Raw genomic sequence first — 18,550 nt, forward strand, 5'->3', positions numbered from 1 at the left:
ACCGGGCCCGGACTCCGTAGGCTCGTGGGGTGACCGTCGAACCACCCGAACAGCCCGACGACGAGCTGCCCGAGCAGCTGCGCGTCCGCCGCGCCAAGCTCGACCGGCTCCGGGAGTCCGGTGTCGACCCCTACCCGGTGGGCGTGGCCCGCACGACGTCGCTGGCCGACGTCCGCGCCGCCCACCCCGACCTGGACGCCGACCAGACGACCGGCCAGGTCGTCGGGGTCACCGGCCGGGTCATCTTCAGCCGCAACACCGGCAAGCTGTGCTTCGCGACGCTGCGCGAGGGCGGCACCGAGCTGCAGGTCATGCTCTCCCGCGACCGGGTCGGCGAGGAGGCCCTGGCCGCCTGGAAGTCCGACGTCGACCTGGGCGACCACGTGCTCGTCACCGGCGAGGTGGGCACCTCCCGCCGCGGGGAGCTCTCGGTGTTCGCCGACTCCTGGCAGCTGGCCGCCAAGGCGCTGCGCCCGCTGCCGGTCGCACACAAGCCGATGAGCGAGGAGCTGCGGGTCCGCCGCCGCTACGTCGACCTCATCGTCCGCGACGAGGCCCGCCGGGTCGTGCACCAGCGCTCGGCGGTGAACGCCGCCGTCCGCGCCGGGCTCACCACCCGCGGCTACCTCGAGGTCGAGACCCCGATGCTGCAGGTCGTGCACGGCGGGGCCACCGCCCGGCCCTTCCGCACGCACATGAACGCCTTCGACCTCGACCTGTACCTGCGCATCGCCCCGGAGCTGTTCCTCAAGCGGTGCATCGTGGGCGGGCTGGACCGGGTGTTCGAGATCAACCGGAACTTCCGCAACGAGGGCGCCGACAGCTCGCACTCCCCGGAGTTCGCGATGCTGGAGTTCTACGAGGCGCACGCGGACTACCAGCAGATGGCGACGACGACGCGCGAACTGGTGCAGGAGAGCTGCGCGGCGCTGTTCGGCGACCACGTCGCCCGGCACCACGACGGCACCGAGGTCGACCTCTCCGGCGTCTGGCCGCAGGTGTCGCTCTACGGGGTCACCTCGGAGGCGCTGGGGGAGGAGATCACCCCGGCGACCCCGGTGGAGACCCTGCGGGCGCACGCCGAACGGGTGGACGTCGGCGTCGACCCCGCCTGGGGAGCCGGCAAGCTGGTCGAGGAGCTCTTCGAGGCCCTCGTCCAGGACACCCTGCAGGACCCCACCTTCGTCGTCGACTACCCGACCGAGACCTCCCCGCTCACCCGTGCGCACCGGTCGGTCGAGGGCGTGGCCGAGAAGTGGGACCTCTACATCGGGGGCATCGAGCGGGGCACCGGGTACTCCGAACTCGTCGACCCCGTCGTCCAGCGCGAGCGCTTCACCGCCCAGGCGCTGCTGGCCGCTGCCGGTGACCCCGAGGCGATGGTGCTCGACGAGGACTTCCTCGAGGCACTCGAGTACGGGATGCCCCCGACCGGTGGTGTGGGAATGGGGATGGACCGCCTGATGATGACGCTGACCGGTCTCGGGATCCGCGAGACGATCCTCTTCCCGCTGGTGCGCCCGATCACTTCCTAGACCATTCTGACCCGATCGGGGCTCTTTTCCTGCGAATGGCCACGCGGATTCGTCCAATGCGCGTGCGTCGTGGTGCAATGAATGCGTCGCCGAAATGGCGACGAGTTCCACGGCCGCACGGGGGCCAGCAACGGAAAAGGGAAACAAGATGGCTCGCAAGGTCCAGGTGATCCTCAGTGACGACCTCGATGACGACGTCTCGGCGGACGAGACCGTGACGTTCTCCCTCGACGGGACCACGTACGAGATCGACCTGTCGGACAAGAACGCCGGCGAGATGCGCGACGTGTTCAGCAAGTACGTCAACGCCGCCCGCAAGGTCAGCAGCCGCGGCACCCGCGCCTCCGGCGCCGGCCGTTCCAAGGCCACCGGCGGCGGCGCCGGCCGGATGGACCGCGAGCAGGCCGGCGCGATCCGCGACTGGGCCCGCAAGAACGGCCACGACGTCAGCGACCGGGGCCGCATCCCCGCCACCGTCGTCGACGCCTACGAAGCAGCTCACTGAGGAAGGACCCCGTCTCCCCCCACGACCCGCTCCGCGCGCCGCGGGTCCCTGAGACGGGGCCGTTCCAGCACGTCACGAGGCCCGACCCCGTTCCCGGGGTCGGGCCTCGGTCCGTTGCGCTGAGGGCGTAACCGGGGCGGAACACCGGTCCGGGACCGTCAGTTGTGCAGGGCAGACGCAGGACCGGAGGGTGTGCACGCACGCTCCCGACCCCGCGTCGGTGACTACAGTGGAACGACCGGTGCCCCGTCCTCGGACGGACAACAGTCGACGACGTCGGCAGCACCACCCCGCGAGGGGAGCAGCACCGCACGTCCGAGCCGGTCAGAGGGGAAGCAGCAGATGTTCGAACGGTTCACCGACCGAGCCCGTCGGGTCGTCGTCCTGGCTCAAGAAGAAGCCCGGATGCTCAACCACAACTACATCGGCACCGAGCACATCCTCCTGGGTCTGATCCACGAGGGTGAGGGTGTCGCCGCGAAGGCGCTGGAGTCCCTGGGCATCTCGCTCGAGGGCGTGCGCCAGCAGGTCGAGGAGATCATCGGACAGGGCCAGCAGGCCCCCTCCGGTCACATCCCCTTCACCCCGCGGGCCAAGAAGGTCCTGGAGCTCTCGCTGCGCGAGGCCCTCCAGCTCGGCCACAACTACATCGGCACCGAGCACATCCTGCTCGGCCTCATCCGCGAGGGCGAGGGCGTCGCCGCTCAGGTGCTGGTCAAGCTCGGCGCCGACCTCAACCGGGTCCGCCAGCAGGTCATCCAGCTGCTCTCGGGCTACCAGGGCAAGGAGCCGGCCGCTGCCGGCGGCCCCGCCGAGGGCACCCCGTCGACCTCGCTGGTCCTCGACCAGTTCGGCCGCAACCTGACCCAGGCCGCCCGCGACGGCAAGCTGGACCCGGTCATCGGCCGGGCCAAGGAGATCGAGCGGGTCATGCAGGTCCTCTCCCGCCGCACCAAGAACAACCCGGTGCTGATCGGTGAGCCCGGCGTCGGCAAGACCGCCGCCGTCGAGGGCCTGGCCCAGGCCATCGTCAAGGGCGAGGTGCCCGAGACGCTGAAGGACAAGCAGCTCTACACCCTCGACCTCGGCGCCTTGGTCGCCGGTTCCCGCTACCGCGGTGACTTCGAGGAGCGGCTGAAGAAGGTCCTCAAGGAGATCCGCACCCGCGGCGACATCATCCTGTTCATCGACGAGATCCACACCCTCGTCGGGGCCGGTGCCGCCGAGGGCGCGATCGACGCCGCCAGCATCCTCAAGCCCATGCTGGCCCGTGGTGAGCTGCAGACCATCGGTGCCACCACGCTGGACGAGTACCGCAAGCACCTGGAGAAGGACGCCGCGCTCGAGCGTCGCTTCCAGCCCATCCAGGTCGCCGAGCCGACGCTCGCCCACACGATCGAGATCCTCAAGGGCCTGCGCGACCGCTACGAGGCACACCACCGGATCAGCATCACCGACAGCGCACTCGTGGCTGCCGCGACGCTGGCCGACCGGTACATCTCCGACCGGTTCCTGCCCGACAAGGCGATCGACCTGATCGACGAGGCCGGCGCCCGCATGCGCATCAAGCGGATGACCGCCCCGCCGGACCTGCGCGAGTTCGACGACCGGATCTCGGCCATCCGCCGGGAGAAGGAGTCGGCGATCGACGCGCAGGACTTCGAGAAGGCGGCGAACCTCCGCGACAAGGAGAAGCAGCTGCTGGGCGAGAAGGCCGAGCGCGAGAAGCAGTGGAAGGCCGGCGACATGGACGTCGTCGCCGAGGTCGACGACGAGCAGATCGCCGAGGTCCTCGCCAACTGGACCGGGATCCCCGTCTTCAAGCTCACCGAGGAGGAGACCACGCGTCTGCTCCGCATGGAGGACGAGCTCCACAAGCGGATCATCGGCCAGGAAGAGGCCATCAAGAGCGTCAGCCAGGCCATCCGGCGCACGCGTGCGGGTCTCAAGGACCCGCGTCGTCCGGGCGGTTCGTTCATCTTCGCCGGCCCCTCGGGTGTCGGTAAGACCGAGCTGGCCAAGACGCTGGCGAACTTCCTCTTCGGCGACGACGACGCGCTCATCCAGATCGACATGAGCGAGTACCACGACAAGTTCACCGTGTCGCGGCTCGTCGGTGCCCCTCCCGGCTACGTCGGTTACGACGAGGGCGGCCAGCTGACCGAGAAGGTGCGGCGCAAGCCGTTCTCGGTGGTCCTCTTCGACGAGATCGAGAAGGCCCACGCCGATGTCTTCAACACGCTGCTGCAGGTGCTGGAGGACGGGCGGCTGACCGACGGTCAGGGCCGGATCGTGGACTTCAAGAACACGATCCTGATCCTCACCACGAACCTCGGCACCCGGGACATCTCCAAGGCCGTGGGTCTGGGCTTCCAGGTCGGCAACGACGACCAGAGCAACTACGAGCGGATGAAGCTCAAGGTCAACGAGGAGCTCAAGCAGCACTTCCGGCCCGAGTTCCTCAACCGCATCGACGACATCGTCGTGTTCCACCAGCTGACCGAGAACGAGATCGTGCACATCGTCGATCTCATGCTCAACCGGGTCGAGACCCAGCTGTCGAACAAGGACATGTCGCTGGAGGTGACCCCCGCGGCCAAGAAGCTGCTGGGCTCCCGCGGCTTCGACCCCGTGCTCGGTGCGCGACCGCTGCGTCGCACCATCCAGCGCGAGATCGAGGACACGCTGTCGGAGAAGATCCTCTTCGGCGAGATCGCCCCCGGGCAGATCATCGTCGTCGACGTGGAGGAGAACGCCGACCCCACCAAGTCGACGTTCACCTTCCGCGGTGAGGCCAAGCCGATCGACCTGCCCGACACCCCGCCGGTCGCCCTCTCGGGCGCCGACGGCGACGAGGACAGCGCACCCAGCGCGTGATCTGAGCACCACCTGACGAGGGCCGTCACCCGCACACGCGGGTGGCGGCCCTCGCCGCGTCTCAGGAGGGGAGGGCGAACCTGTCGTCGTCGGTCTGCACGACCAGGCCGTCCACCAGCAGCGAGTCCAGGCAGCGGGAGCGCTGGACGGCGTCGGACCACACCGCGTCCAGTTCGGCCGCCTCCACCGGGCCGGGGGCCGCCCGCAGGACGTCCAGGAGCCGCCCGCGCACCTGGCGGTCGGTGCCGGCGAACTTCTGCACCTTCTTGGGCGGCCCGTCGTACGGCGGGGAACCGGCCAGCCGCCAGGCGCACACCGTGCGCACCGGGCAGACCCCGCAGCGCGGGGTGCCGGCCACGCACACCAGGGCGCCGAGCTCCATGACGGCCACCGAGAACCGGACCGCGCGGTCGTGGTCGGCCGGGGCCAGGGACGCGATGTCGTCCAGGTCGGTGGCGCGGGCCGGGGCGGCCTCGGCCCGGCCGTGCACCAGGCGGGCGACCACCCGCCGCACGTTGGTGTCCACCACCGGCTGGCGTTGCCCGTAGCCGAAGCAGGCCACCGCCCGGGCGGTGTAGGTGCCGATCCCGGGCAGCGACTCCAGCACCGCCACGTCGTCGGGGACGACGTTGCCGTGCTCGGCGGCGATCGCCGCAGCAGCCGCCTGCAGGCGCATCGCCCGACGCGGGTAGCCGAGCTTGCCCCAGGCGCGGATGACGTCACCGGGGGAGGCGGCCGCGAGGTCGGCCGGGGTGGGCCAGCGGTGCAGCCACTCACGCCACAGCGGCTCGACCCGGGCGACGGGGGTCTGCTGGAGCATCACCTCGCTGACCAGCACCGCCCACGCATCCACCCCGGCCACCCGCCAGGGCAGGTCCCGGGCCGCCCAGGCGTACCAGTCGACGACCAGGTCGCCGGGGGAGCTGTCGGTCGTGGGGGAGTAGCTCACGAACAGCCAGTCTCCCAGCCGCCCCTGAGGCCCGTCAGCCGCCGTAGGGAGCGGTGGCCGACACCTCGTGCACGGTGATGGTGGGCTCGGCGGTCACCAGCGGCGGCAGGGCCGCCAGCAGCGCGGCCAGGCCGGGGGTGCCCATGTGCCTGTCCAGGTCCTCCCGGGTCTCCCACTCCTCGACCGACACCAACGCGTTGGGGTCCTCCAGGTCGGCGTGGAAGGCGTAGGAGAGGTTGCCCTGCTCCTGGCGGGAGGCGCGGGCCGCCTCGACGAGCAGGGCGACGAGGTCGGCCCCTCCGTCGGGGCGGGCGAGGGCACGGGCGACGACGAGGATCACGGGCGGAGCGTGGCACGCGGTCGTGGTCGGCGCCAGGCGCCGCGGCGAGCCGTCCGCGCCGGTCGGCGTCGGACGGTTAGCGTCACAGGGTGCTGCATCCGGTCGGCGAGCTGCCTCCCGCCGTCTACTGGCGGCGGCGTGCGCTGCTGCTCGGTCTGCTGGTCGCCCTCGTCGTCGGGGGCGGGTGGGCCGTGGTGTCCGCCGCGGCCGGTGGCACCGACACCGCGGCCGTCGCCGAGGACACCGGCGCCGACTCCCCGGTGCTCCCCGCGCCGTCCCTGGAGCAGGTCGTGCCCTCGTTGGCCGCCGGGGAGACGCCCACCGCGCCGGCCCCCACGACGACCGAGCCGGCCCCGGTGGAGCCCGCACCGGCCCTGGAGACGCCTGCCGGACCCGTCTACACCGAGGGCCAGGCCTGCGGCGACGACATGATCGCCGTCGGGGTCTCCGCCGACCCGGCGCAGGCTGCCGCGGGCAGCAAGCCGACGTTCACGCTGACGGTCACCAACACCTCGCCGGTGTCCTGCACGCGCAGCCTGGACGCCGGGCTGCGCGAGATCGTGCTGCTCGACGGTGCCGGGACCCGGCTCTGGGGCAGCCAGGACTGCTTCCCCGAGGCCAGCAGCGAGCCCCGCACGCTGGCCGCGGGCGAGGTGCTCGCCTACCCGGTGGTCTGGGGCGGGCTCACCAGCTCGCCTGGCTGCGCCACCGACCGGGTCACCCCGGCGCCGGGCGCGTACCAGCTGCAGGCCCGGCTGGACACCGCGGTCGGCCCCGCGGTCCCCTTCACCTTGCAGTGAGGTGATGGCCCCGTCTCAGGGCCCCACGACGCGCGCAGCGCGTGGTGGGGGGAGACGGGGTCCTTCTCTCAGCTGTAGCGGTCGAGGATCGAGGTCTCGGCCAGCCGGGACAGCCCCTCGCGGATGCCGCGGGCCCGGGCCTCCCCGACGCCCTCGACGGACAGCAGGTCCTCGATGGTCGCGGCCAGCAGCTTCTGCAGGCCCCCGAAGTGGACGACCAGCTTGTCGATGATGCCGGCGGGCAGCCGGGGCACCCGGGCCAGCAGCCGGTAGCCCCGCGGGCTGACCGGGGAGTCCAGCGCGTCGGGGGAGGTGGGGAGCCCGTAGCAGCGCGCCACCGCGGAGAGGTCGAGCAGCTCGGTGGCGGTGAGGGCGCGCAGGTCGGTGAGGACCTCCTCGCCCGCCGGCGTGCGGCGCCCGTCGGTGGGCAGGTAGTCCCGGACCAGCAGGCCCCGGTCCTCCTCGACGCCGGCCAGCATCTCGTCGAGCTGCAGGGCCAGGAGCCGCCCGTCGGTGCCCAGCTCGACGACGAAGCCCTCGATCTCGTCGGCGATCCGGCGGACCATCTCCAGCCGCTGGCTGACGCTCATCGCGTCGCGGACGGTGACGAGGTCCTCGATCTCCAGCGCGGACAGCGTGGAGGCCACCTCGTCGAGCCGGAGCTTGTACCGCTCGAGGGCGGCGAGGGCCTGGTTGGCGCGGGCCAGGATCGTCGTGGGGTGCTCAAGGGTGTAGCGACGGCCGGCGACGTAGACGCTGATGATGTGCATCGACTGGCTGACCGACAGCACCGGGAAGTCGGTCTGCAGGGCGACCCGCTCGGCGGTGCGGTGCCGGGTGCCCGACTCCTCGGTGGGGATGGTCGGGTCGGGCATGAGGTGCACGCCGGCGCGGACGATCCGGGTGCCGTCGTAGGAGACGATCACCGCGCCGTCCATCTTGGCCAGCTCGCGCAGCCGGGTGGCCGACAGCGCGACGTCCAGGGCGAACCCGCCGGTGCACAGGGACTCCACGACCCGGTCGTAGCCCAGCACGATGAGCGCGCCGGTGCGGCCGGCCAGGATCCGCTCCAGACCGTCCCGCAGCGCCGTCCCCGGCGCGATCCGTCCCAGGAGCTCGCGGAGGGCGACCTCGGGGTCCACTGCGGGGGGCACTCGCGCTCCTGACGTATGCGGGTGGTGCGAGGGCTGAGTCTAGGTGACGCCCTGGCCGGGGGCCTGGGCTCCGGTGCGCCGGGACCGCGGGGGGCTCAGAACAGCTTGTGGAACAGCGCGCCCAGGTCGGCGACCTCGACCAGGCGCATCCCGGGCGGGGCCTGTCCGGCGTCCGGGGGGACGAGCGCCACGGTGTAGCCCTGGCGGGCGGCCTCGGCCAGCCGCCGGCCGGTTCCGCCGACCCGTCGGATCTCACCCGAGAGCCCGACCTCGCCCAGGGCGATGACGTTGCCCGGGACCGCGCGGTCCTTGCTGGCCGAGGCGATCGCCAGCGCCAGGGCCATGTCGGCCGCCGGCTCGGTGATCTTCACCCCGCCGACCGAGGCGGCGAACACGTCGGCGTCGGCCAGCCGCACCCCGCCGCGCCGCTCGACCACGGCGTTGATCATCGCCACCCGCTGGGGGTCCAGGCCGCTGACCGCGCGGCGCGGTGACCCGCCGCCGGACGGGGCAACCAGCGCCTGCACCTCGGCCAGCAGCGGTCGGCTGCCCTCCATGGTCACGGTCACGGCGCTGCCGGCCACCGGGGAGGTGCGGCGGGAGACGAACAGGTGGGAGGGGTCGGGGACGCCGATGACGCCGCCGTCGCCGATCTCGAAGCAGCCGATCTCGTCGGCCGGGCCGAACCGGTTCTTGGTGGCCCGGACCATGCGCAGGGTCGAGTGCCGCTCACCGTCGAAGCTGATCACCACGTCGACCAGGTGCTCCAGGGCGCGGGGCCCGGCGATCGCGCCGTCCTTGGTGACGTGCCCGACCAGGATCACCGTCATCCCGCGGGCCTTCGCGATCCCGGTCAGCGCACTGGCCACGGCGCGGACCTGGGTGGCGCCGCCGTCGGTGCCGTCGACGGCGGGGGAGCGGACGGTCTGCACGCTGTCGAGCACGAGCAGGGTGGGGTTGACGTCCTCGATGTGCGAGAGCACCGCGGACAGCTCGGTCTCCGCGGCCAGGAACAGCTCGTCGTGCAGGGCGCCGATCCGCTCGGCGCGCAGCCGCACCTGGGCCGCGGACTCCTCCCCGGACACGACCAGGGTGGGCCCGTTGCTGGCCGCCACCCGGTGGGCCACCTCGAGCAGCAGCGTGGACTTGCCGACCCCGGGCTCACCGGCCACCAGCAGCACCGCACCGGGCACCAGGCCACCGCCCAGCACCCGGTCGAACTCCTCGATGCCGGTGGGCACCGCGCGGGCACCGGCCAGCTCGACCTGGGCGATCGGACGGGCCCGGCCGGTGGTGGGGCCGGCCTGCACCGAGCGGAGGCCGCCGCTGGCGGTGGCGCCGACCTCGGCGATCGTGCCCCAGGCCTGGCACTCGGGGCAGCGACCGACCCACTTGGCGGAGGCGTAACCGCACTCGGTGCAGCGGTGGCCGGGGCGGGACTTCAGGCTGGTCGGTGGCACGGCTCCATCGTGCCCGGTGGGTACGACAGAACCGTGCGGCTACTCCTCGCCGTGGAAGTCGAAGCCCTCGCCGCGCGGGAGGTCCAGCGCCGGGGTGCCGACCAGCACCGGGAGGGTGACCTCGCCGGCGTTCTCGAAGGTCATCGTGACCTGCAGCGCCGTGCCAGGGGTGAGCTCCTCGGTCAGCCCGACGAGGGTGACCGCCGGGCCGCCGTCGCCGACGTAGACGTTGCCGCCGGCCGGGATGGTCAGCTCGGTGGTGGGCTCGGTCGCCTCGGGGTCGGCCTCGGGGTCGACGATCTCCACGGACTCGAAGCCGTCGCCGGAGATGTCGGTGAGCACGTCGTCGGTGGGCCCGGAGTTGGCGATGGCCACCAGCAGGCGGGCGTCGTCCCCGGCCTCGTACAGCCCGTTGGTCGGGTACGCGGTGGTCGCGGTGCGCAGGTGGATGTCGCCGAGGTCGGCCTGCCCGCCGCGGATGTCGCGGTCCTGGGTGGCGGTCTGGGCGATCTGACCGGCGCTGCAGGAGGTCAGGAGCACCGGGGACAGCAGCAGCGCGCCGACGGTGGCGGTGCGCAGGACGCGGTTCACGGCGGGGGACCTCCAGGAGCAGCACGGCCACCGGACGTCGGTGGCTCGAGTCGCGCTGAGCCTAACGGTCTGCCCACCATGCGCGCGGGGAGGTGAGGCACGTGGCCGCACACAGCACGCAGGAGCACGCCGTGGACGCCGAGGACGACGGGCGGGCACCGGACGACCCGGCCCTCGCCGACTTCCCGGAACGCGCGCCGGACACCCGGCGCTGGTGCTTCGCCGACCAGCTCGGCCCGCACTTCCTGGACGACCCGCACCAGGAGGTGCTGCTGGTCGAGTCCCGCGCGGTCTTCCGCCGCCGCCGGTTCCACCGGCAGAAGGCCCACCTGGTGCTGTCCGCGCTGCGGCACCGCGCCGCCGAGCTCGGCGACCAGGCGGTGTTCCTGCAGACCGACACGTACGGCGAGGCGCTCGACCGGGTCGAGGGCCCGGTGAGCGTGTGCGCACCGACCACCTGGGGCGGCCGGGACTTCGTGCTGGCCCGCGACGGGCTGCAGGTGCTCGCCGCCCGCGGCTTCGTGACCAGCCAAGCCGACTTCGCGACCTGGGCGGGCGGGCGGTCGAACGGCCGGCGCGGCCGGGCGCTGCTGATGGAGGACTTCTACCGCGACGCCCGCCGCCGGCACGAGGTGCTGATGGACGGCGCCGAGCCCGTGGGCGGGCGGTGGAACCTGGACGCCGACAACCGCGAGCCCCCGCCCAAGGACGGCCGCTCCCCGGCGCCGGAGCCCTGGATGCCGGCCGAGGACGAGATCGACGAGCAGGTGCGCGCCGACCTGGACCGGTGGGAGGCCGACGGCGATGTCTCCTTCGTCGGGGACGACGGTCCGCGGCTGTTCCCGGTCACCCGCCGGGAGACGCTGCACCGACTGCGCGACTTCCTGGACCACCGGCTGGCCGCCTTCGGCCCGCACGAGGACGCGATGCTGGCGGGCGAGCCGTGGCTGGCGCACTCGCTGCTGTCCGCGCCGATGAACCTGGGCCTGGTCGACCCGGTCGAGGTCGTGCACCGCGCCGAGGCGGCCTACCGCGACTCGGTGGGCGACGGCGCCGGGCTGCCGCTGAACTCCGTCGAGGGCTTCGTCCGCCAGGTCATGGGCTGGCGCGACTACGTCTGGCACCTCTACTGGTTCCTGGGTCGCGACTACCGGGAGGGCAACGCCCTCGAGGCGCACGCCGCCGTCCCCGACTGGCTGGCCGACCTGGACACCAGCCAGGTCGACGCCGCCTGCCTGGCCGGCGTGGTCGGCGACCTCCGGGCCCGTGGCTGGGTGCACCACATCCCGCGGCTGATGGTGCTGGGCAACTACGCCCTGCAGCGGGGCATCGCCCCGCAGGCCATGACGGACTGGTTCCACCGGCTGTTCGTCGACGGCTACGACTGGGTGATGGTGCCCAACGTGGTCGGCATGAGCCAGCACGCCGACGGCGGGGTGCTGGCCACCAAGCCCTACGCCTCGGGCGGGGCCTACATCGACCGGATGAGCGACTACTGCGGCGGCTGCCGGTACGACCCCAAGAAGCGGATCGGGGAGGACGCCTGCCCGTTCACCGCCGGCTACTGGGGGTTCCTGGACCGGACGAGGGAGAATCTCGCCGGCAACCACCGGATGTCGCGCCCCCTGGCCGGGCTGGAGCGGCTCAAGGACCGCGCCGAGGTCGTCGACCAGGAGCGCCGGAGGGGGACCGACCCCTTCTAGAAGGACCCGGCTGCCCCCCACGGCACGCTCCGCGCGCCGCGGGACCCTGCAGCCGCGCCGTTCCAGCACGTCACGTCACGGCTGCGCCGCCGGCGAGCAGCAGGACGACGTCGACGACGGTCAGCAGCATGACCGCCGGGAAGGCGGCCCGGCGGAAGCGCTCGGTGCCGGCGAGGGCGGCCACCCCCAGCGCCGGGACGGCGACGACCAGGGCCACCCAGCCCAGCGGGGTGGGCGGGCCGGCGGGTCCGAGCACCAGGACGAGGGACGCCCCGCCCAGCAGCAGTGCCGCGACGAGTGCCGACGCCGTGGCGCCCAGCCGGTGGGGGAGCCCGCGCACCCCGGTGGCGGCGTCGTCCTCCAGGTCGGGGGCCACGTTGGCCAGGTGCGCGGCCCCGCCCAGCGCGGCACCGGCGGCGACCAGCCACCACGGGGCGACCGGGGTGCCGGGGGCCGCGGCCACCACGCCGGCCGGGAGCAGGCCGAAGGCCACCAGGTAGGGCACCAGCGAGGCCGCGGTCCGCTTGAGCCCGGCGTTGTAGGCCCAGCCGCCGGCGACGACGCCCAGCAGCAGCACGCCGGGCGCGGGGCCGAGGGCCAGGGAGAGCACCACGGCGAGCGCGAGGGCCACCAGCGCGGCCGCGCGCAGCCGGGCCGGGGTGACCAGACCCTGCACGGTCGGCTTGTCCGCGCGGGCGACGGCGGCGTCCCGGTCGGCGTCCAGCCAGTCGTTGCTCCACCCGATGGAGGCCTGCCCGGCGAGCACCGCGAGGGTCACCAGCACCGTCCGGGTGGGCCCGACCCCGGCGGTGACGGCCAGCAGCGCGCCCACCGTGGTGACCGCCACGGTGGGTCCCAGATGGGTCGCCAGGGCCATCGCGAGCACCACCCGACCGGCCCCCGGACGGTCCCCGTCACCCGCTGCAGGCACACCCACCATCCCCTGTCAACCCCACTCTGACCAGCAACAAGCCTCTGACCTGCACGTTTGGCAGGACCAACCAGATCCGTAGCACCCGTCCCGTGGTATTCTGGGGTCCAGCGAAAGGGGCTACACACACATGGGCTTCACCGTCGGCGAGACCGTCGTCTACCCGCACCACGGAGCAGCGCTCATCGAGGCGATCGAGCAGCGCACCGTCAAGGGAGTCGAGAAGGCCTACCTCGTGCTCAAGGTCGCCCAGGGCGACCTCACCGTACGAGTACCAGCAGACAACGCCGAGATCGTGGGCGTTCGTGACGTGGTCGGGCAGGAGGGCCTGGACAAGGTCTTCGAGGTCCTGCGCGCCCCGCACACCGAGGAACCGACCAACTGGTCGCGTCGCTACAAGGCCAACCTCGAGAAGCTGGCCTCCGGTGACGTGAACAAGGTCGCCGAGGTCGTCCGCGACCTGTGGCGTCGCGACAAGGACCGCGGCCTGTCGGCCGGGGAGAAGCGGATGCTCTCCAAGGCCCGTCAGATCCTGGTCAGCGAGCTCGCGCTCGCCGAGGGCACCAACGAGGACAAGGCCGAGATCCTGCTCGACGAGGTCCTCGCCAGCTGAGCACCGCGCCCCACCAGAACCACACCCGGACCACTCCCGTGCACGCTGTCGGCATCGTCGCAGCGGCCGGGAGTGGTCTGCGTCTGGGCCACGAACGCCCCAAGGCCCTCGTCGAGCTCGCCGGCCGGCCCCTGGTCGCCTGGGCGGTGCAGACCCTGCTCGAGGGCGGGGTGCAGCGCGTCGTCGTCGCCGTCCCGGCCGCCGACCGGGCCGCCTTCGCCGCAGCGCTCGGGCCCGACGTCGAGCTGGTCGAGGGCGGGGACACCCGCACCGCCTCGGTCCGCGCCGCGCTGGCCCTCGCCCGCGAGGACGTCGACGCCGTCCTGGTGCACGACGCCGCCCGTCCGCTGACCCCGCCGGACGTCGTCGCCCGGGTGCTCGCGGCGCTGGCCGCCGGTGCCCCGGCCGTCGTCCCCGTGCTGCCGGTCGTCGACACCACGGTGGCCGTGGCCTCCGACGGGTCGGTGACCACCGAGGTCGCCCGGGCCGCGCTGCGCCGGGTGCAGACCCCGCAGGGCTTCCACCGGCAGGCCCTGGTCGCCGCCTACGCCGCCGCGCACGGCAGCGCCGCGGAGTTCACCGACGACGCCTCCGTCGTCCGCGCCTCGGGCGTGCCGGTCACCACCGTGGACGGCGACGAGCGGGCCGCCAAGATCACCGTCCCGCACGACCTCCGTCTCGCCGAGCTCCAGGTGGCCGCCCCGTGACCCAGCCCGTCCTGCCCCGCGTGGGCACCGGCACCGACGTGCACCCGGTCGAGGCCGGGCGCACCTGCTGGCTGGCCGGTCTCGAGTGGCCCGGCGTGGACGGCTGCGCCGGGCACTCCGACGGCGACGTCGTGGCCCACGCCCTCACCGACGCGGTGCTGGCGGCCGCCGGTCTCGGTGACATCGGCGGGCTGCTGGGCACCGACGACCCGCGCTGGGCAGGGGCCCGGGGAGCCGACGTCCTGGTGCACGTGCGGGAGACCCTGGCCGCCGCCGGGTGGGTCGTCGGCAACGCCACGGTGCAGCTGGTCGGCAACACCCCGAAGGTCGGCCCGCGTCGCGCCGAGGCCGAACGGGTGCTCACCGCGGCCCTCGGTGCCCCGGTCGGGCTGACCGCCACCACCACCGACGGGCTCGGGCTCACCGGTCGCGGCGAGGGACGGGCGGCGATCGCCACCGCGCTCGTGGTCCGGACCGGTGGCGGGGCCTCCGTAGACTCCGCCCGGTGAGCCTCCGCCTGTACGACACGGCCGCGCGTGCCGTGCGCGACTTCACGCCCCTGCGTGCCGGGCGGGCCTCCATGTACGTCTGCGGCCTCACCGTCCAGGGCCCGCCGCACATCGGGCACGTGCGGGCCGCGCTGGCCTTCGACGTGCTGCGCCGCTGGCTCACCCACGACGGCCTCGACGTCACCTTCGTGCGCAACGTGACCGACGTCGACGACAAGATCCTGGCCAAGGCCGAGACCGCCGGTGTGGAGTGGTGGGACTGGGCCTACCGCAACGAGCTGGCCTGCACCCGGGCCTACGACCTGCTGGGCACGCTGCCGCCCACCTACGAGCCGCGGGCGACCGGCCACGTGCCGGAGATGATCGAGATGATCGCCCGGCTGGTCGAGCGCGGGCACGCCTACCCGGCCGGTGGCGACGTGTACTTCGACGTCCGGTCCTGGCCGGCGTACGGCGAGCTGACCGGGCAGAAGCTCGAGGACCTGCAGCCGGCCGCCGACAGCGACACCGACGACCTCAAGCGCGACCCCCGGGACTTCGCGCTGTGGAAGGCGCACAAGGCGACCGACCCGGCGACCGCGTCCTGGGACACCCCCTGGGGTCGGGGCCGGCCGGGCTGGCACCTGGAGTGCTCGGCGATGGCGCACAAGTACCTGGGTGCGGAGTTCGACCTGCACGGCGGCGGGCTGGACCTGCGCTTCCCGCACCACGAGAACGAGCAGGCGCAGTCGCGCGCCGCCGGCGACCCGTTCACCCGGTACTGGCTGCACAACGGCTGGGTCACCCTGGGCGGGGAGAAGATGAGCAAGTCGATGGGCAACACCGCCCTGGTCGACGACGTCGTCACCCGGGTTCGGCCGGTCGAGCTGCGCTACTACCTCATCGCCCCGCACTACCGCTCCACCATCGAGTTCACCGAGGACGCCCTGGCCGAGGCCGGTCAGGCCTACCGGCGGCTGGAGTCGTTCGTGCGGAGGGCGGCCGAGCGGGTCGGTGCCGACGCCGGGGCGCCGGAGCTGGCACCGGAGTTCACCGCCGCGCTGGACGACGACCTGGCCACCCCCGCCGCGGTCGCCGCCGTGCACGAGGCCGTCCGGGTCGGCAACACCGCGCTGGCCGACGGCGACGAGACCGCGGTCGCCACGGCCCTGGGCTCGGCGCGGGCGATGCTCGCCGTGCTCGGGCTGGACCCGCTGGACCCGCACTGGGCCGGGTCCAGCGGCAGCGATCCCCGGCTCGCCGAGGTGACCGACGGTCTGGTCCGGCTCGCCCTGGACCAGCGTGCGGCGGCCCGGGCCCGCAAGGACTTCGCGGCGGCCGACGCCGTCCGCGACCAGTTGACCACCCTCGGCGTCAGCGTCGAGGACACCCCGTCCGGCCCCCGCTGGGAGCTCTCCCGGTGAGCCGGACGGCAGCAGCACGGAGAGAGGTGACCCGCTGATGGCGGGCAACAGCCAACGACGCGGACGGTCGGCAGGCGCCGGCAAGAAGACGGCGACCGGGGGCACCGGCGGGAAGAACCGCCGGTCCCTGGCCGGCCGGGGGGCCACCCCCAAGGCCGAGGACCGGCCTTACCACCCGGCGCACAAGCGGGCCAAGCAGGTGCAGGTCCGCCGCGAGGGCCGGGCCCGGGTGCAGCGCCGCAACGAGGAGACCCCCGAGCTGCTGCTCGGGCGCAACCCCGTCGTGGAGGCGCTGCGCGCCAGGATCCCGGCGACCGCGCTCTACGTGGTCACCGGCGACACCAGCCGCGGCGGCACCGACGAGCGGATCGCCGAGGCCGTGCAGCTCTCGGCCGACCGCGGGCTGCCGCTGCTCGAGGTGGGCAAGGCCGAGTTCGACCGGATGAGCGACGGCGCGCTGCACCAGGGCATCGGGCTGATGGTCCCGCCCTACGAGTACGCCCACCCCGAGGACCTGCTCGACATCGCCCGGGACAGCCAGCGGCCGCCGCTGATCGTCGCCCTGGACGGGATCACCGACCCGCGCAACCTGGGTGCCGTCGTCCGGTCGGCCGCGGCCTTCGGCTCGCACGGCGTCGTCGTGCCTCAGCGTCGTGCGGTCGGCATGACCGCCTCGGCCTGGCGCACCAGCGCCGGTGCCGCGGCCCGGATCCGGGTCGCCCGCGCGGTCAACCTGGCCCGTGCGGTGCAGGGGTACCAGGAGGCCGGGCTGCAGACCGTCGGGCTGGCTGCCGACGGCGACATGAGCCTGCACGACTACGACGGTCTGGCCGACCCGATCGCGCTGGTCGTCGGCGCCGAGGGTGCGGGCCTCTCGCGGCTGGTGCGCGAGCGCTGCGACGTGGTGCTGAGCATCCCGATCTCCAAGGACACCGAGTCGCTGAACGTCAGCGTCGCGGCCGGCATCGCGCTCTACGCGGCGGCCTCGGCCCGACGCTGATGCCGGGCACGGCGGAACGGCTCGGACTCGAGCCCCACCCCGAGGGTGGCTCGTTCCGCCGCACCTGGACCGCGCCCGCGGCCGACGACGGTCGGCCGCGGGCGACGGCGATCCTGTTCCTGCTGGCCGCCGGGGAGTCCTCGGCCTGGCACACCGTCGACGCCGACGAGCTGTGGCTCTGGCACGGCCCCGGCCGGCTGCGGCTGCAGGTCGGGGACGACGTCGTCGAGCTCGGCCCGGAGCACGTCCAGGCACTCGTGCCGGCGGGCGTGCGTCAGCGGGCCGAGCCGGTGGACGGCGAGGTCTTGGTCAGCTGTGTGGTGAGCCCCGGCTTCGAGTGGGCCGGGTTCACCCTGGACGGACCGCCGGCCTGATCAGGCGGCGAGCCGCCGGCCGTCCTCCGGGTGGAACAGGTGCTGCTCGCCGGGGCGGACCGACAGGTCGACCGTCGAGCCCATGACCGGGGGCGTGCGCCCGTCGACCCGCACGACCATCTGCTGGGCCTCGCCGCCGTGCCGCACGGTGCCGTGCAGGTACGCGTCGGCGCCGAGCTCCTCGACCAGCCGGACGTCGAGCTGCAGGCCGGTGGGGGAGCTCGACAGCTCGAAGGACTCCGGCCGGATGCCGATGGTGACGGTGTCGGTGACCCCGGTGAGGGCCTCACGGGGCACCGGGACGGTCAGCCCGCCGACGGTGACGCCGTCGGCGGTGACCGGGGCGGTGAGGATGTTCATCGCGGGGGAGCCGATGAACCCGGCGACGAACACGTTCGCCGGGGTGTCGTAGAGCTCGCGCGGGGTGGCCACCTGCTGGAGCAGCCCGTCCTTCAGCACCGCCACCCGGTGGCCCATGGTCATGGCCTCGGTCTGGTCGTGGGTGACGTAGAGCGTGGTGGTGTTCAGCTCGCGCTGCAGGTTCGCGATCTCCGAGCGGGTCTGCACGCGCAGCTTGGCGTCGAGGTTCGACAGCGGCTCGTCCATGAGGAACACCCGGGGCGAGCGGACGATGGCCCGGCCCATCGCGACGCGCTGCCGCTGGCCACCGGAGAGAGCCTTGGGCTTGCGGTCGAGGTAGGCGGTGAGGTCGAGCATCCCGGCGGCCTTGGCCACCCGGTCCTTGATCTCGGCCTTGGGGGTCCCGGCCAGCTTGAGCGCGAAGCCCATGTTCTCCCCGACCGTCATGTGCGGGTAGAGCGCGTAGTTCTGGAACACCATGGCGATGTCGCGGTCCTTGGGTGCGGCGTCGGAGACGTCGCGGCCGTCGATCCGGATCTCCCCGGCGTCGACGTCCTCCAGCCCGGCCAGCATCCGCAGCGCGGTGGACTTCCCCGAGCCGGACGGGCCGACGAGGACGAGGAACTCCCCGTCGGCGACCTCGAGGTCCAGCGCGTCCACCGCGGGGGTGTCGGAGCCGGGGTAGATGCGGGATGCCTGCACGTAGGCGACCTGAGCCATGCCCGCGACAGTAACCGGG

The 18,550-nt window shown here is 73.3% G+C and carries 18 protein-coding genes; 11 read left to right on the top strand and 7 right to left on the bottom strand.

Going from position 1 to position 18,550, the window contains the following annotated elements; genetic code table 11:
- The first annotated feature begins 29 nt into the window (after positions 1-29).
- The 3 genes from lysS to F1C76_13510 all read left to right on the top strand — a co-directional run bounded on the left by lysS (position 30) and on the right by F1C76_13510 (position 4,917).
- Positions 30-1,535, top strand: coding sequence for a lysine--tRNA ligase (gene lysS, locus F1C76_13500; protein ID QNG37462.1), 1,506 nt, complete (start codon positions 30-32; stop codon positions 1,533-1,535).
- A gap of 148 nt (positions 1,536-1,683) precedes the next feature.
- Positions 1,684-2,040, top strand: coding sequence for an Lsr2 family protein (locus F1C76_13505; protein ID QNG37463.1), 357 nt, complete (start codon positions 1,684-1,686; stop codon positions 2,038-2,040).
- A 342-nt stretch (positions 2,041-2,382) separates the two neighbouring features.
- Positions 2,383-4,917 (top strand): ATP-dependent Clp protease ATP-binding subunit, encoded by a 2,535-nt coding sequence (locus F1C76_13510; protein QNG37464.1) that lies wholly within the window; start codon positions 2,383-2,385, stop codon positions 4,915-4,917.
- A gap of 61 nt (positions 4,918-4,978) precedes the next feature.
- Here the strand turns inward: F1C76_13510 and F1C76_13515 are convergent, their stop codons facing one another.
- Both F1C76_13515 and F1C76_13520 read right to left on the bottom strand, forming a co-directional pair.
- Entirely contained in the window at positions 4,979-5,866 is an 888-nt protein-coding gene (locus F1C76_13515; GenBank protein QNG37465.1) for an A/G-specific adenine glycosylase, read from the bottom strand.
- A gap of 34 nt (positions 5,867-5,900) precedes the next feature.
- Positions 5,901-6,242 carry an antibiotic biosynthesis monooxygenase gene (locus tag F1C76_13520; GenBank protein QNG39236.1) on the bottom strand — a complete coding sequence of 114 codons (342 nt, stop codon included), beginning with the start codon at positions 6,240-6,242 and terminating at the stop codon, positions 5,901-5,903.
- Between the two features lie 53 nt (positions 6,243-6,295).
- Here F1C76_13520 and F1C76_13525 point away from each other — a divergent pair, with 53 nt between their 5' ends.
- Complete coding sequence (locus F1C76_13525; protein QNG37466.1) at positions 6,296-7,006, top strand: MucR family transcriptional regulator; 711 nt, start codon at positions 6,296-6,298, stop codon at positions 7,004-7,006.
- A gap of 68 nt (positions 7,007-7,074) precedes the next feature.
- Here the strand turns inward: F1C76_13525 and disA are convergent, their stop codons facing one another.
- From disA to F1C76_13540, 3 genes are all read right to left on the bottom strand, one after another.
- Entirely contained in the window at positions 7,075-8,160 is a 1,086-nt protein-coding gene (disA, locus tag F1C76_13530; protein QNG37467.1) for a DNA integrity scanning protein DisA, read from the bottom strand.
- A 95-nt stretch (positions 8,161-8,255) separates the two neighbouring features.
- The gene (gene radA, locus F1C76_13535; GenBank protein QNG39237.1) at positions 8,256-9,605 is read right to left on the bottom strand and encodes a DNA repair protein RadA; all 1,350 of its coding nucleotides are present in this window, start codon (positions 9,603-9,605) and stop codon (positions 8,256-8,258) included.
- Between the two features lie 54 nt (positions 9,606-9,659).
- Positions 9,660-10,370 carry a copper chaperone PCu(A)C gene (locus F1C76_13540; protein QNG37468.1) on the bottom strand — a complete coding sequence of 237 codons (711 nt, stop codon included), beginning with the start codon at positions 10,368-10,370 and terminating at the stop codon, positions 9,660-9,662.
- On the opposite strand from F1C76_13540, the gene F1C76_13545 reads away from it, so the two are divergent.
- On the top strand, positions 10,343-11,914 hold the full coding sequence (locus tag F1C76_13545; protein ID QNG39238.1) for a cryptochrome/photolyase family protein: 1,572 nt from the start codon (positions 10,343-10,345) through the stop codon (positions 11,912-11,914). The two genes, F1C76_13540 and F1C76_13545, sit on opposite strands and share 28 nt — an antisense overlap.
- Before the next feature lie 70 nt (positions 11,915-11,984).
- Here the strand turns inward: F1C76_13545 and F1C76_13550 are convergent, their stop codons facing one another.
- Positions 11,985-12,854 (bottom strand): ubiquinone biosynthesis protein UbiA, encoded by an 870-nt coding sequence (locus F1C76_13550; protein ID QNG37469.1) that lies wholly within the window; start codon positions 12,852-12,854, stop codon positions 11,985-11,987.
- A 121-nt stretch (positions 12,855-12,975) separates the two neighbouring features.
- On the opposite strand from F1C76_13550, the gene F1C76_13555 reads away from it, so the two are divergent.
- From F1C76_13555 to F1C76_13580, 6 genes are read left to right on the top strand one after another with little or no spacing between them, the layout of a single operon-like run.
- Complete coding sequence (locus F1C76_13555; GenBank protein ID QNG37470.1) at positions 12,976-13,458, top strand: CarD family transcriptional regulator; 483 nt, start codon at positions 12,976-12,978, stop codon at positions 13,456-13,458.
- Between the two features lie 38 nt (positions 13,459-13,496).
- A complete protein-coding gene (ispD, locus tag F1C76_13560) occupies positions 13,497-14,165 on the top strand; it encodes a 2-C-methyl-D-erythritol 4-phosphate cytidylyltransferase (GenBank protein QNG37471.1) in 669 nt (222 codons plus the stop codon).
- Between the two features lie 11 nt (positions 14,166-14,176).
- Positions 14,177-14,674, top strand: coding sequence for a 2-C-methyl-D-erythritol 2,4-cyclodiphosphate synthase (locus tag F1C76_13565; protein ID QNG39239.1), 498 nt, complete (start codon positions 14,177-14,179; stop codon positions 14,672-14,674).
- Positions 14,671-16,077 carry a cysteine--tRNA ligase gene (locus F1C76_13570; protein QNG37472.1) on the top strand — a complete coding sequence of 469 codons (1,407 nt, stop codon included), beginning with the start codon at positions 14,671-14,673 and terminating at the stop codon, positions 16,075-16,077. Before F1C76_13565 ends, F1C76_13570 begins: the two co-directional genes overlap by 4 nt.
- Before the next feature lie 37 nt (positions 16,078-16,114).
- Complete coding sequence (gene rlmB, locus F1C76_13575) at positions 16,115-17,077, top strand: 23S rRNA (guanosine(2251)-2'-O)-methyltransferase RlmB (protein QNG37473.1); 963 nt, start codon at positions 16,115-16,117, stop codon at positions 17,075-17,077.
- Positions 17,077-17,451: a cupin domain-containing protein gene (locus tag F1C76_13580; protein ID QNG37474.1), complete on the top strand. Its 375-nt coding sequence runs from the start codon at positions 17,077-17,079 to the stop codon at positions 17,449-17,451. The genes rlmB and F1C76_13580 overlap by 1 nt, the downstream gene beginning before the upstream one ends.
- Here F1C76_13580 and ugpC read toward each other — a convergent pair whose 3' ends face one another.
- Positions 17,452-18,531 carry a sn-glycerol-3-phosphate ABC transporter ATP-binding protein UgpC gene (gene ugpC, locus F1C76_13585; GenBank protein QNG37475.1) on the bottom strand — a complete coding sequence of 360 codons (1,080 nt, stop codon included), beginning with the start codon at positions 18,529-18,531 and terminating at the stop codon, positions 17,452-17,454.
- Positions 18,532-18,550: the final 19 nt, after the last annotated feature.

The organism is Geodermatophilaceae bacterium NBWT11 (genome assembly GCA_014218215.1).
Classification (GTDB): domain Bacteria; phylum Actinomycetota; class Actinomycetes; order Mycobacteriales; family Geodermatophilaceae; genus Klenkia.